A 14,113-nucleotide genomic window follows, 5' to 3' on the forward strand; every position below is an offset into this window, starting at 1 on the left:
TGCGGCGAGTCCGTACGGGCGCCTTCAGAGGCGCCGCCCGCATGACGGCAGACGGCATGCGCGGCGAGTGCCCCGGCAGATCGACTTTCGAGCGGGAGACCGGGAGTGCTTCATCAAATCATCGACCGCAGGCTGGCCGGCAAGAACAAGAGCATCGCCAACCGCGAACGCTTTCTGCGTCGCGTCAAGAACTACATTCGTCGTGCCGTGTCGGACGCGGTGCGCGATCGTAGCATCAAGGATATCCAGAGCACGCAGAGCATCACGATTCCCCGCAAGGACATCGCGGAGCCGAATTTCCGGCACGGTCCGGGCGGGCGTCGTGAATACGTGCACCCCGGCAACGAGGACTACGTGCGCGGCGACAAGATTCCGCGTCCGCAGGGCGGCTCGGGCGGCGGCGGCAGTCAGGCGAGCAACGAAGGCGAAGGGCAGGACGACTTCGTGTTCGAGCTGTCCCGCGACGAGTTCATGCAGTATTTCTTCGACGATCTCGAACTGCCACGCCTCGTGAAGACGCACCTGCTCACGGTGCCGAGCTGGAAGAACGTGCGTGCGGGCTGGTCGGCGGAAGGCACGCCGAACAACATCGACGTCGTGCGCTCGCTGCGCAGCGCGCTTGGCCGACGCATCGCACTCGGCTCGCCGCTCGTGAACGAGCTGCGCGAGCTCGAGGCGCGGCTCGAGGCACTGAAGGGCGACACCGAGGATCGCCGCGAGGAAATCGCCGTGCTCGAGGCCGAGATCCATCACCTGAAGGGGCGCATCTGGCGGATCCCGTTCATCGATCCGTTCGACCTGCGCTACATCAACCGCGTGAAGCAGCCGCAGCCGTCGAGTCAGGCCGTGATGTTCTGCCTGATGGACGTGTCGGGCTCGATGGACGAGCAGCGCAAGGATCTCTCGAAGCGTTTCTTCATCCTGCTGTACCTGTTCCTGAAGCGCAACTACGAGCGCATCGAGGTGGTGTTCATACGTCACCACACGCGTGCGGAGGAGGTCGACGAAGACACCTTCTTCCATTCGACCGAAAGCGGCGGCACGGTCGTGTCGAGCGCGCTCGAGCTGATGCGCAAGGTGATGAACGAGCGCTACTCGCCGACCGAGTGGAACATCTACGGCGCGCAGGCGTCCGACGGCGACAACTGGACCGACGATTCGCCGAAGTGTCGCAAAATCCTGGAAGAGGATATCCTCACGAAGACGCGTTACTTCGCGTATATCCAGGTCGCGCCGGAAGAGCAGAATCTGTGGCTGGAGTACGCGCAACTGGCGTTGTCGCAACCGCATCTCGCGATGAAAAAAGTGGAATCGGCTGCCGACATCTACCCGGTGTTTCGCGAATTGTTCGAAAAGCAGGTGGAAATGTCATGACGACCCGCCATCTGCACAACGAGTCGCGCGGCTACGAGCCGCGCCCTTCCGGCGACGACACGGCCGGCCCTGCCGCATCGCAGCAAAGCGGCCGGACCGAACCGGCGCCGCCGGCCGCCGACTTGCCCGGTGCCGGGCAGAAGGAAGCGCGTATGAACGTTGCCGAACGCAAGCCGCTGCCGTGCCCGTCCGACTGGACGTTCGAACTGCTCGAGGAATACGACACGCACATCGCGCAGGTCGCCGAGCAATACGAGCTCGATATCTACCCTATCCAGCTCGAACTGATCAGCGCCGAGCAGATGATGGATGCCTATGCGTCGGTCGGGATGCCCGTCAACTATCGCCACTGGTCGTTCGGCAAGCATTTCCTGTCGACCGAGAAGAGCTATCGCCGCGGCCAGATGGGCCTCGCGTACGAAATCGTCATCAACTCGAACCCCTGCATCGCCTATCTGATGGAAGAGAACACGATGACGATGCAGGCGCTCGTCATCGCGCACGCGGCGTACGGGCACAACTCGTTCTTCAAGGGCAACTACCTGTTCCGGCTGTGGACCGACGCGCATGCGATCATCGACTATCTCGTGTACGCGAAGAACTATGTCGCGGAATGCGAGGAGCGCTACGGCCTCGATCGCGTCGAGGAGCTGCTCGACTCGTGCCATGCGCTGATGAACTACGGCGTCGACCGCTACAAGCGGCCGCAGAAACCGTCGTTGTCGAAGGAGGCCGCGCTGCGGCGCGAGCGCGAGGCGTATCTGCAGTCGCAGGTGAATGAACTGTGGCGCACGCTGCCGGGCAAGAAGCCCGAGCTGATGGAGGAGCAGGAGGGGCGCTATCCGCCGGAACCGCAGGAAAATCTGCTGTATTTCGCGGAAAAGAACGCGCCGCTGCTCGAGCCGTGGGAGCGGGAAGTGATCCGCATCGTGCGCAAGATCGGCCAGTACTTCTATCCGCAGCGGCAGACGCAGGTGATGAACGAAGGCTGGGCGACGTTCTGGCACTACACGCTGCTGAACACGCTGTACAACCAGGGCAAGCTGGAAGACGGCTTCATGATGCAGTTCCTGCATTCGCACAGCAACGTGGTCTACCAGCCGCCCGTCACGAAGCCGTACTACAGCGGGATCAACCCGTATGCGCTCGGTTTCTCGATGATGAGCGACATCCGCCGGATCTGCGAAGCCCCGACGGAAGAGGACTATAAGTGGTTTCCGGAGATCGCGGGCACCCCGTGGCTGCCGGCGATGCACTACGCGATGCGCAACTTCAAGGACGAGAGCTTCATCGCGCAGTACCTGTCGCCGAACCTGATCCGCGAAATGCGACTGTTCTCGGTGCTCGACGACGACATGCGCGATTCGCTCGAGGTGTCGGCGATCCACGACGAGTCCGGCTACCAGTACGTGCGGCAGGCGTTGTCGCGGCAGTACGACATCCATCACCGCGAGCCGAACATCCAGGTGTGGGCCGTGAACACGCGCGGCGACCGCAGTCTCACGCTGCGCCACTTCATGACCGACAACCGCCATCTGTCGAACGACAGCGAGGAAGTGCTCAAGCACATGGCGCGGCTTTGGCAGTTCGACGTGTACCTCGAAAGCGTCGACGAGGCCGGTACCGTGCGCAAGCGCTACGAGTGCCGCTACGTGCCGCCGGAGGTGCGTGTCTGAGTATCGCCGCGCATGGCTTGCATCGGACGCCAGCCTGACGGCTGGCGTTTTCATATGATGAGCGCGCGGCGGGAGAAGATTTTTCTACATCCGGACGAACCCGGAAAGCCTGTTACTTTACATTTCGCTAAAATCCCGTAGCGCCGTGCGCCGGAACCGGTGCCACGTGCGACCGCACGCGGCGGCCCCCAGCCGTCTCGCCCAGAAAGCACTAAAAGGAACAGACCAACCCATGGACGTCCAGACCGACCAAGCTGCGCTGTCCGCGCATGACACCCGGCGGCGCGTGTTCGCCATTGTCGGCGCCTCGTCGGGCAACCTTGTCGAGTGGTTCGACTTCTACATCTACTCGTTCTGCGCGCTGTACTTCGCGCCCGCGTTCTTCCCGAGCGGCAACACGACGACGCAGTTGCTGAACACGGCAGGCGTGTTCGCGGCCGGCTTCCTGATGCGTCCGATCGGCGGCTGGCTGTTCGGCCGCATCGCCGACCGTCACGGCCGCCGCGCGGCGATGATGATCTCGGTGCTGATGATGTGCGGCGGCTCGCTCGTGATCGCGGTGCTGCCGACCTATGCGCAGATCGGCGCGCTGGCACCGGCGCTGCTGCTGGTCGCGCGCCTGTTCCAGGGGCTGTCGGTGGGCGGCGAGTACGGGACCAGCGCAACCTACATGAGCGAGGTCGCGCTGAAGGGGCGGCGCGGCTTCTTCGCGTCGTTCCAATACGTGACGCTGATCGGCGGCCAGCTGTGCGCGCTGCTGGTGCTCGTGATCCTGCAGCAGGCGCTGTCGAATGACGAACTGAAGGCGTGGGGCTGGCGCATTCCGTTCGTCTGCGGGGCGGCGGCCGCGCTGATCTCGCTGTACCTGCGCAAGTCGCTCGACGAGACGTCGACGAGCGCATCGCGCGACAAGAAGGACGCGGGCACGATCCGCGGCGTGTGGCAGCACAAGGGGGCATTCTTCACGGTGGTCGGCTTCACGGCCGGCGGCTCGCTGATCTTCTACACGTTCACGACGTACATGCAGAAGTACCTCGTGAACACGGCCGGCATGCACGCGAAGACGGCCAGCAACGTGATGACCGTCGCACTGCTCGTCTACATGCTGATCCAGCCGGTGTTCGGCGCGCTGTCCGACAAGATCGGCCGCCGTACGTCGATGATCCTGTTCGGCACGTTCGCGGTGATCGGCACGGTGCCGCTGATGCACGCGCTGAAGACCGTGACGAGCCCGACGGCCGCGTTCGTGCTGATCACGATCGCGCTGGCGATCGTCAGCTTCTACACGTCGATCAGCGGCCTCATCAAGGCCGAGATGTTTCCGCCCGAAGTGCGCGCGATGGGCGTCGGCCTGTCGTATGCGGTCGCGAACGCGATCTTCGGCGGCTCGGCCGAGTACGTCGCGCTGTGGTTCAAGTCGATCGGCAGCGAAGAAACCTTCTACTGGTACGTGACGGTGCTGTGCGCGATCTCGCTGATCGTGTCGTGGCGGATGCGCGATCCGAGCAAGGAAGGGTATCTGCGTCACGAACCGTGATCGACGGGGCAGCCTCGCCAGGCTGCCCGCATCGACGGGCAACGCGCAACAGGACGGCGCTCCGCCACGCAGGCGGCGCGCCGTTTTTTCATGCGTGACGTCTTCGCGTGGGTGCGTGCAAGCGCATCGCGGGACGCACGATATCGATATCGCAATCGCTTCGTTGTCCGCCGCGGGCGATGCCTTTATTCTGAACCCGTAGTTCGTGTGACACCTCCTTGACTGGGATTCGCGCCCGCTGCGTGCAGCGGGCGTTTTTTTGTGCGCATGCGTTGCATGCGGCCCGCCGCGGTGGCCTCGATCGAGGCAGGCGCCTACGCGGCCACGCAATGGCGGGACCGGCTCGGGGCAGGGCGGTGACGATGGACTTCTCGCTGCTGCTCGGCAACCTGCCGTACCTGCTCGTCGGCGCATTCCCGGATGGTCCGCTCGGCGGTGCCGCGCTGTCGCTCGTGCTCGCGATCGCGTCGGCCATAGCGTCGGCGGTGCTGGGCGTGGCGCTCGGCGTCGCCATGGCGCTCGCGCGCGGCCCGCTGCGCGTGCTGCTGCTCGCGTTCATCGGCTTCTTCCGCGCGATTCCGGTGCTGATGCTGATCTTCTGGACGTACTTCCTGATGCCGATGCTCACAAGTAAGGCGTTGCTGCTGCACATGGACGTGCCGGGACGCGCGACGGTCGTGTGCGCGCTGGCGCTGATCGGCGGTGCATATCTCGCGCATGCGGTGCATGCGGGCATCGTCGCGGCCGGCGACTGACAGTGGCAGGCAGGGCTGTCGCTCGGGCTCACGCGCTGGCAGACGGTACGCTACGTATTGCTGCCGCAGGCGATCCGGATCATGACGCCGTCGTTCGTCAACCAGTGGGTCGTGCTCGTGAAGGACACGTCGCTTGCCTATATCGTCGGCGTGCCCGAGCTGTCGTTCGTCGCGACGCAGGTGAACAACCGGCTGATGGTGTATCCGGCACCGATCTTCCTGTTCGTCGCGGCAATCTATCTGGTGCTGTGCACGTCGCTCGACGGCGCGGTGCGCTGGTTGCTGTCGCGCCGCCCGCGTGCGCAGCGTATCGCGCAGGCGACGGCCGAGCGCACGGAACCCGCGCGGTGACGGTGGGCCGCGTGCGAGGCATGCGGCGCATTGCCGGTGATGAAGATCGATGGCCTGCGGTTACCCGCGGCGGGTCGCGTCACCGCTGCTCGAGCGGCGACGGGCGTGATGGTGCTGCGCGCGTCGGCGTCAGGACGCGCTGTAGTGCGTATCGAAGACCGCGCGCAGCGTCGACGGACCGGTCGCGAAGTCGCCCCACAGCGGGCCGTCGCTCTGCGCGAATGCGAACGGCGTCGTATTGATCGACGCGAGGCGGAAGCGCCATTGCGCCGCTTCCTGGCGGAACGCGGTGAGCTGCATGTCGGACAGCCCCGTCTGCGCGCTCGCGAGCGTGACGAGCGGATCGACCGGATCGTTCGCGACGCGCACTTCGAAGTGCAGGTGCGGGCCGGTGGCCGCGCCGGTCATCCCGACCGAGCCGATGCGCTGGCCCTGCTTCACGGTTTCGCCGGTCTTCAGCCCGCGCGCGAACGCGGACAAATGCGCGTAGTAGGTCGAATATCCGTCCGCGTGATCGACGATCACGTAGTGCCCGTAGCCGCCGGGATCGGTGCCGACGAACGACACGACGCCGTCGGCCGCCGCATCGACCGGCGTGCCGGACGGCGCGGCGAGATCGACGCCGGTATGGAACGCCATCGCCTGCGACAGCGGGTGGATGCGTTCGCCGAAGAACGAGCTGATGCGCGTCCATTTGACGGGCATCGTGAACGCGGCCGCTTCGAGCGGCGCGCCGTCGAGCGTGTAGTACGCGCCGTGGTCGGCGCCCGGCGCGCGGAACCAGATCGTACCGAACGTGCGGCCCGCGACGCGCAACTCGAGCGCGGTGAGGTGCGGCGTGCCGTTGTTCGTGTCGTACGCGACGCGGTAGTAGTCGCCGCGCTGCGCACTCGCGCGCAGCGCGACCTTGCCGGTGACGAGATCGCCGAGCTGGATGCGCACCTCGGGCGGCACGTCGAGACGGTTCAGCGTATCGGACAGCGTGAGTTCGATGTCGCCCGCGCGCATCCCGTGCTGCTGTTCGGGCGGTGCGAACTGGAACAGGCTCGTATAGCCGAGCATGTCGTTGCGGTGCGCGCTGAGCGGTGCGAACAGGCCCGGCTGCGGGCTGCGATCACTGCGTTCGTTGAGTTCGTTGCGCTCGCCGATCGTGCGCGCGAGTTCGCTCGTCACGAAATGCTGCGCGGTGGGAAAGGGCGTGTCGGACAGCACGCGCTGCGGCAGCGCGGCCGTGCCCGAATCGACGGCGCCCGGCAGTTGCGAGACGGCCGGCAGCGCGGCGGCGAGGCCGAAGGCGGCGAGGGCGCCGAGCACGGCGGCCGGCACGAGCGCGCGCACGAGGCGCTGCGCGCGCCCGGGCGCGAAAGCATCAGGAGTTGCGGCAGGCTTGACCAAAGGTGTCCACATCCAGGAAAGCGGTTCAATGAGGTGTGGGCGGGAGCCATCGGCGGCATGTCCGTCGGGTGGCGACGGGGCGGGCGACGGGCGTGCAACAAAACAGGCCCCGCCAGGGGCCTGTATCGTTTCCGTTCGACCCAACGCGCGGGCAGGCCCGCTTCGAACGGCGGCGTGAACTTTCCGGGTCGAACCCGGTTTATCACGAAGACGCTAAAGAAAGATGACAGCGTCAGTCTACCGATGTTCCGCAAAACGTTAAAAATTTTAAAGAGGGTCAGCTCATTCGTTTCGCACTGCGGTAAATCGGGTTAAATCAGCATTTATTGCGTGGCTTTTCGTCAGACAGGCAATTTTTGCGCGCACACGCGCAGCGCGGCGGACGTCGTGACCGCATCGAACCCGGCGTCGAGCATCGCTTCCGCGTCGTTCCACAGATTGCCGCGCAACCGGTTGGTCCAGATCATCGACGCGAACACGCCTTCGAGCAGCGACACGAGATAGACGGCCGCGAGATGCACGTCGAGATCGGCGGCGATTTCGCCGGCCGCGATCGCGCGGCGCAGCAGCGCCTTGGTGATGCGCAGCGTCTGCAGCTCGAGCAGCATGCGGCGGCGCAGCAGCGCGCCGTTCTCCTCGCTCTGCTCGCACTTCGTATAGAGGATCACGAGCACGCGCTGCATCGGGCCAGGCTCCCCGCATTGCTGCAGGAAATGCGATGCCGCGCGGCGCAGCGTGGCGAACGCGGGCAGGCTGTCGACCGCGTCGAACCCTTCCGACGTGCGCGCGAACGCGCGGTCGCACATCGCGAGACACACTTCCATCTTGTTGCGGTAGTGGCCGTACACGGCGCCCCGCGACATCCCGGCGGCCTCGGCGAGGTCCGCCATCGCGGTTTGCGCGACGCCTTTCTCGAGCAGCACGAGCTCGGCGGCGTCGAGGATCCGGTGCTTGATGGCGAGCGATTCTTCCCGGGTCTTGCGGGCCATGTCGTGAATTTCCTTACAGTTCGCTGTCGTTTTATTGAGACAGTGTGGCGGCCGGATTACAACCGCATGTATTTAATCAGTCGTGACTGATTATAATCGGCCACCCTGAGCCGCCGCATTGTATCGGCGGCGAACGATCCGAGGTCGAACATGAATAACAAACGCTCCCTGGGGCGCCGCCTTCGGCTGGCGCCGTTCGCGCTCGCGGCCATGCTGGCCGTGACCGGATGCGGAAAGGGCGAACAGGACAAGGCGCCGCAGGCCATTCAGAACGCGACGGTCGTGACGGTGCGTCCGACGGCCGTGCCGATGACCGTCAAATTGCCGGGCCGGCTCGACGCGTATCGGCAAGCGGAAGTGCGCGCGCGGGTCGCGGGCATCGTCACCGCGCGGACTTACGAGGAAGGTCAGGAAGTGAAGCAGGGCGCGGTGCTGTTCCGCATCGATCCCGCGCCGCTGAAGGCCGCGCGCGATGCCGCGCAGGGTGCGCTCGCGAAAGCGCAGGCCGCCGCGCTCGCGGCGAGCGACAAGCGCCGCCGCTACGACGACCTGGTGCGCGACCGCGCGGTCAGCGAGCGCGATCACACCGAGGCCGTCGCCAACGACACGCAGGCGAAGGCCGACGTCGCTTCCGCGAAGGCCGAACTTGCCCGCGCGCAACTGCAGCTCGACTATGCGACCGTCACCGCGCCGATTGCGGGCCGCGCACGGCGCGCGCTCGTCACCGAAGGCGCGCTCGTCGGCCAGGACCAGGCGACGCCGCTCACGACCGTCGAGCAGCTCGATCCGATCTACGTGAATTTCTCGCAGCCGGCGGCCGACGTCGATGCGTTGCGCCGCGCGGTGAAGAGCGGGCGCGCGACGGGCATCGCGCAGCACGACGTCACGGTGACGCTGCTGCGCGCCGACGGCACCGCGTATCCGCTGAAGGGCAAGCTGCTGTTCAGCGATCTCGCGGTCGATCCGACCACCGATACCGTCGCGATGCGCGCGCTGTTCCCGAATCCCGAACGCGAGCTGTTGCCGGGCGCATATGTGCGGATCGCGCTCGACGCGGCGGTCGACCAGCGCGCGATCCTCGTGCCGCGCGATGCGCTGTTGCGCACGGCCGACCGCACGTCGGTGCGCGTGGTCGGCGCGAACGGCAAGGTGAAGGACGTCGAGGTCGTCGCCGACCGGATGAGCGGACGCGACTGGCGCATCACGCGCGGCCTCGCGGGCGGCGAGCGCGTGATTGTCGACAACGCCGCGCAGTTCGCGCCCGATACCGCCGTCAAGCCCGTCGAGCAGGCATCGCCGACGAAGGCCGCGTCACAGACGGCCGCCCGTCAAACCTGACCGGTTCAATAGATCAACATGGCACGTTTCTTCATCGATCGCCCCGTCTTCGCGTGGGTGATCGCACTCTTCATCATGCTCGGCGGCGTGTTCGCGATTCGCGCGCTGCCCGTCGCGCAGTACCCGGACATCGCGCCGCCCGTCGTCAGCATCTATGCGACGTATCCGGGTGCGTCCGCGCAGGTCGTCGAGGAATCGGTGACCGCGCTGATCGAACGCGAAATGAACGGCGCGCCGGGGCTGCTGTACACGTCCGCGACGAGCAGCGCCGGGATGGCGTCGCTGTACCTGACGTTCAAGCAGAGCGTCAACGCCGATCTCGCGGCCGTCGAAGTGCAGAACCGCCTGAAGACGGTCGAGGCCCGGCTGCCCGAACCCGTGCGGCGCGACGGCATCCAGGTCGAGAAGGCCGCGGACAACATCCAGCTCGTCGTGTCGCTGACGTCGGACGACGGCCGGATGACCGACGTGCAACTCGGCGAATACGCGTCGGCGAACGTCGTGCAGGCGCTGCGCCGCGTCGACGGCGTCGGCCGGGTGCAGTTCTGGGGCGCCGAATACGCGATGCGGATCTGGCCCGACCCGGTGAAGATGGCCGGGCACGGCCTCACCGCGTCGGACATCGCGTCGGCCGTGCGCGCGCACAACGCGCGCGTGACGGTCGGCGACATCGGCCGCGGTGCGGTGCCGGACAGCGCGCCGATCGCGGCGACGGTGTTCGCCGATGCGCCGCTGAAGACGCCGGCCGATTTCGGCGCGATCGCGCTGCGCACGCAGCCGGACGGCTCCGCGCTCTACCTGCGCGACGTCGCGCGCGTCGAGTTCGGCGGCAACGACTACAACTATCCGTCGTACGTGAACGGCAAGGTCGCCACTGGCATGGGCATCAAGCTCGCGCCGGGTTCGAACGCGGTGGCCACCGAGAAGCGCGTGCGCGCGGCGATGGATGAGTTGTCAGTGTATTTCCCGCCGGGCGTGAAATACCAGATCCCGTACGAGACGTCGTCGTTCGTGCGCGTGTCGATGAACAAGGTCGTCACGACGCTGATCGAGGCCGGCGTGCTGGTGTTCCTCGTGATGTTCCTGTTCATGCAGAACCTGCGCGCGACGCTGATCCCCACGCTGGTCGTGCCGGTCGCGCTCGCGGGCACGTTCGGCGTGATGCATGCGGCCGGCTTCTCGATCAACGTGCTGACGATGTTCGGGATGGTGCTCGCGATCGGCATCCTCGTCGACGATGCGATCGTCGTCGTCGAGAACGTGGAGCGGCTGATGGTCGAGGAGGGGCTCGGGCCCTACGACGCGACCGTCAAGGCGATGAAGCAGATCAGCGGCGCGATCGTCGGGATCACGGTCGTGCTGACGTCGGTGTTCGTGCCGATGGCGTTCTTTGGCGGCGCGGTGGGCAACATCTACCGGCAGTTCGCGCTGGCGCTCGCGGTATCGATCGGCTTCTCCGCGTTCCTCGCGCTGTCGCTGACGCCCGCGCTGTGCGCGACGCTGCTCAAGCCGGTGTCCGGCGACCATCACGAGAAGCGCGGCTTCTTCGGCTGGTTCAACCGCTTCGTCGCACGTGCGACGCAGCGCTATGCGACGCGCGTCGGCGCGATGCTGAAGAAGCCGCTGCGCTGGCTCGTCGTGTACGGCGCGCTGACCGCGGCCGCCGCGCTGATGCTCACGCAACTGCCGACCGCGTTCCTGCCCGACGAGGACCAGGGCAACTTCATGGTGATGGTGATCCGACCGCAGGGCACGCCGCTCGCGGAAACGATGCAGAGCGTGCGCGAGGTCGAGTCGTACATCCGCCGCGACGAGCCGGCCGCGTACACGTTCGCGCTCGGCGGCTTCAACCTGTACGGCGAAGGGCCGAACGGCGGGATGATCTTCGTCACGCTGAAGAACTGGAAGGAGCGCAAGGCCGCGCGCGATCACGTGCAGGCGATCGTCGCGCGGATCAACGAGCGCTTCGCCGGCACGGCGAACACCACGGTGTTCGCGATGAACTCGCCGGCGCTGCCCGATCTCGGTTCGACGAGCGGCTTCGACTTCCGGCTGCAGAACCGCAGCGGGCTCGACTATGCGGCGTTCAGTGCCGCGCGCGAGCAACTGCTCGCGGCGGGCGGCAAGGACCCGGCACTCACCGACCTGATGTTCGCCGGCACGCAGGACGCGCCGCAGCTGAAGCTCGACATCGATCGCGCGAAGGCGTCGGCGCTCGGCGTGTCGATGGACGAGATCAACACGACGCTCGCGGTGATGTTCGGCTCCGACTATATCGGCGACTTCATGCACGGCACGCAGGTGCGCCGCGTGATCGTGCAGGCCGACGGGCTGCACCGGCTCGATCCGGACGACGTGAAGAAGCTGCGCGTGCGCAACACGCGCGGCGAGATGGTGCCGCTCGCGGCGTTCGCGACGCTGCACTGGACGCTCGGGCCGCCGCAGCTCACGCGCTACAACGGCTATCCGTCGTTCACGATCAACGGCTCGGCCGCGCCGGGGCACAGCAGCGGTGAGGCCATGGCCGCGATCGAGCGGCTCGCCGCGAAGCTGCCGGCCGGCATCGGCCACGCGTGGTCGGGGCAGTCGTTCGAGGAGCGGCTGTCGGGCGCGCAGGCGCCGATGCTGTTCGCGCTGTCGGTGCTCGTCGTGTTTCTCGCGCTCGCGGCACTGTACGAAAGCTGGTCGATCCCGTTCGCGGTGATGCTGGTCGTGCCGCTCGGCGTGATCGGCGCGGTGCTCGGCGTCACGCTGCGCGCGATGCCGAACGACATCTATTTCAAGGTGGGGCTGATCGCGACGATCGGGTTGTCCGCGAAGAACGCGATCCTGATCGTCGAAGTCGCGAAGGACCTGGTCGCGCAGCGCATGTCGCTCGTCGACGCCGCGCTCGAGGCCGCGCGCCTGCGGCTGCGGCCGATCGTGATGACGTCGCTCGCGTTCGGCGTCGGCGTGCTGCCGCTCGCGTTCGCATCGGGCGCCGCGTCCGGCGCGCAGATGGCGATCGGCACCGGCGTGCTCGGCGGCGTGATCACGGCGACGGTGCTCGCGGTGTTCCTCGTCCCGCTGTTTTTCGTGATCGTCGGCCGTCTGTTCGATGTCGGCCCGCGCCGGCGCGGCGGGTCGCAGCCGACGACGATGGAGGAAGCACAATGACGTTTCACCTGAAGGCGCGCGTGACGCCGCGGGCTCAGGTCGCGCTGGCTGCCGCACTTGCGTTCGCGCTCGCGGGCTGCTCGCTCGCGCCACGCTACGAGCGTCCGGTGGCGCCGGTGCCGGCCAGCTATGCGCCGGTCGACGGCGACACGCAGCAGGGCGTCGATCCGGCCGCGTCCGCCGATGCCGCGCTGCTCGACGACTGGCGCGCGTATTTCACGGATCCGGCGCTGCAGGCCTGGATCGACGCGGCGCTCGCGAACAATCGCGACCTGCGGATCGCGGCCGGCCGGCTCGACGAAGCGCACGCGCTATACGGCGTGCAGCGCGCGGATCTGATGCCGTCGGTCGACGCGAACCTCGGCTACGAACGCACGCGCCAGTACGACCCGGTCGTGCGCGAGAGCGCGGTGAGCGGGTTGTATCGCGCGGGCGTCGGCATCAGCGCGTACGAGCTCGACCTGTTCGGCCGCGTGCGCAACCTGTCCGACGCGGCGCTCGCCGAGTATTTCGCGACGGCCGACGCGCAGCGCGCGGTGCGCATCGGCGTGATTGCCGAAGTCGCGGGGGCGTACGTTTCCGAACGATCGTTGCACGAGCAACTGGCGCTGGCCCAGCGCACGCTCGACGCGCGCGAGCGCATCGCGTCGCTCACGCAACGCCGCTACGCGGCCGGCACGAGTGATGCGATCGAGCTGCGCTCGGCCGAGATGCTGGTCGCGTCCGCGCGTGCGTCGCAGGCCGAGCTGCAGCGCGAGCACGCGCGATCGGTGCGCGCACTGCAATTGCTCGCCGGCGATTTCGCGCGCAACGTGCCGGCCGACGGCACCGCGCTCGACGCGCTCGCGATCGCGCCGGTGGCGCCCGGCGCACCGAGCGCGCTACTCGACCGGCGACCGGACATCCGGCAGGCCGAGTCGCGACTCAAGGCGTCGAACGCGCAAATCGGCGCCGCACGCGCGGCGTTCTTCCCGCGCGTCGCGCTGACGACGGACTACGGTTCGGTCAGCGATGCGTTCTCGAGTCTGTTCGCGGCCGGCACGAGCGTGTGGACGTTCGAGCCGCGCATCACGCTGCCGATCTTCGCGGGCGGCCGCAATCGCGCGAATCTCGACGTCGCGAACGCGCGCAAGCACATCGCGGTCGCCGAATACGAGAAGACCGTGCAGACCGCGTTCCGCGAAGTGGCCGACGCGTTCGCCGCGCGCGACTGGATCGATCGCCAGCTTGCCGCGCAGCAGGACGTCTACACGGCGGACGGCGCGCGGCTGAAGCTCGCCGAGCGCCGCTATGCGGGCGGCGTCGCGACGTATCTCGAACTGCTCGACGCGCAGCGCAGCACGTACGAGTCGGGGCAGGCGCTGATCCGGCTCAAGGAACTCAGGCTCGCGAATGCGATTGCGCTGTATCGCGCGCTGGGCGGCGGGTGGGTGCCGGCATCGGCAGGCGACGCTGCCGCGTGATTCAGTCGCCGTGGGGGCGATGGCGCATTGCGATGGGTCGTCGTCCCCACGGTCGGTGTTGCTTCCATCGGGCCACCGG

Annotated in this window: 8 protein-coding genes and 2 pseudogenes; 8 read left to right on the forward strand and 2 right to left on the reverse strand. The window is 67.1% G+C overall.

Annotated elements, in window-relative coordinates; translation table 11 throughout:
• Nucleotides 1–105: 105 nt before the first annotated feature.
• The 5 genes and pseudogenes from DIE23_RS02990 (at nucleotide 106) to DIE23_RS03010 (ending at nucleotide 5,693) form a co-directional block, all read left to right on the forward strand.
• Complete coding sequence (locus tag DIE23_RS02990; protein ID WP_124610725.1) at nucleotides 106–1,374, forward strand: YeaH/YhbH family protein; 1,269 nt, start codon at nucleotides 106–108, stop codon at nucleotides 1,372–1,374.
• The gene (locus DIE23_RS02995; protein WP_124610726.1) at nucleotides 1,371–3,050 is read left to right on the forward strand and encodes a SpoVR family protein; all 1,680 of its coding nucleotides are present in this window, start codon (nucleotides 1,371–1,373) and stop codon (nucleotides 3,048–3,050) included. The genes DIE23_RS02990 and DIE23_RS02995 overlap by 4 nt, the downstream gene beginning before the upstream one ends.
• 232 nt (nucleotides 3,051–3,282) lie before the next feature.
• A complete protein-coding gene (locus tag DIE23_RS03000) occupies nucleotides 3,283–4,587 on the forward strand; it encodes an MFS family transporter (protein WP_124610727.1) in 1,305 nt (434 codons plus the stop codon).
• A gap of 285 nt (nucleotides 4,588–4,872) precedes the next feature.
• Nucleotides 4,873–4,947 (forward strand): annotated as a pseudogene (locus DIE23_RS03005) (amino acid ABC transporter permease); the annotation flags it as partial.
• 2 nt (nucleotides 4,948–4,949) lie between these two features.
• A pseudogene (locus DIE23_RS03010) lies at nucleotides 4,950–5,693 on the forward strand (amino acid ABC transporter permease).
• A gap of 129 nt (nucleotides 5,694–5,822) precedes the next feature.
• On the opposite strand, the gene DIE23_RS03015 reads toward DIE23_RS03010, so the two are convergent.
• Nucleotides 5,823–7,100 carry a M23 family metallopeptidase gene (locus DIE23_RS03015; RefSeq protein WP_185646375.1) on the reverse strand — a complete coding sequence of 426 codons (1,278 nt, stop codon included), beginning with the start codon at nucleotides 7,098–7,100 and terminating at the stop codon, nucleotides 5,823–5,825.
• Nucleotides 7,101–7,429: 329 nt separating this feature from the next.
• A complete protein-coding gene (locus tag DIE23_RS03020) occupies nucleotides 7,430–8,077 on the reverse strand; it encodes a TetR family transcriptional regulator (protein WP_124610728.1) in 648 nt (215 codons plus the stop codon).
• A gap of 150 nt (nucleotides 8,078–8,227) precedes the next feature.
• On the opposite strand from DIE23_RS03020, the gene DIE23_RS03025 reads away from it, so the two are divergent.
• Genes DIE23_RS03025 through DIE23_RS03035 form a run of 3 tightly spaced genes read left to right on the forward strand, consistent with a single transcriptional unit; the run spans nucleotide 8,228 to nucleotide 14,034 of the window.
• Entirely contained in the window at nucleotides 8,228–9,415 is a 1,188-nt protein-coding gene (locus tag DIE23_RS03025; RefSeq protein WP_124610729.1) for a MexX/AxyX family multidrug efflux RND transporter periplasmic adaptor subunit, read from the forward strand.
• Between the two features lie 18 nt (nucleotides 9,416–9,433).
• The gene (locus DIE23_RS03030; RefSeq protein WP_124610730.1) at nucleotides 9,434–12,571 is read left to right on the forward strand and encodes a multidrug efflux RND transporter permease subunit; all 3,138 of its coding nucleotides are present in this window, start codon (nucleotides 9,434–9,436) and stop codon (nucleotides 12,569–12,571) included.
• Entirely contained in the window at nucleotides 12,568–14,034 is a 1,467-nt protein-coding gene (locus DIE23_RS03035) for an efflux transporter outer membrane subunit (protein ID WP_124610731.1), read from the forward strand. The genes DIE23_RS03030 and DIE23_RS03035 overlap by 4 nt, the downstream gene beginning before the upstream one ends.
• The last annotated feature ends 79 nt before the right edge of the window (nucleotides 14,035–14,113 follow it).

Source organism: Burkholderia sp. Bp9143 (assembly GCF_003853645.1).
In the GTDB taxonomy this organism is placed as follows: domain Bacteria; phylum Pseudomonadota; class Gammaproteobacteria; order Burkholderiales; family Burkholderiaceae; genus Burkholderia.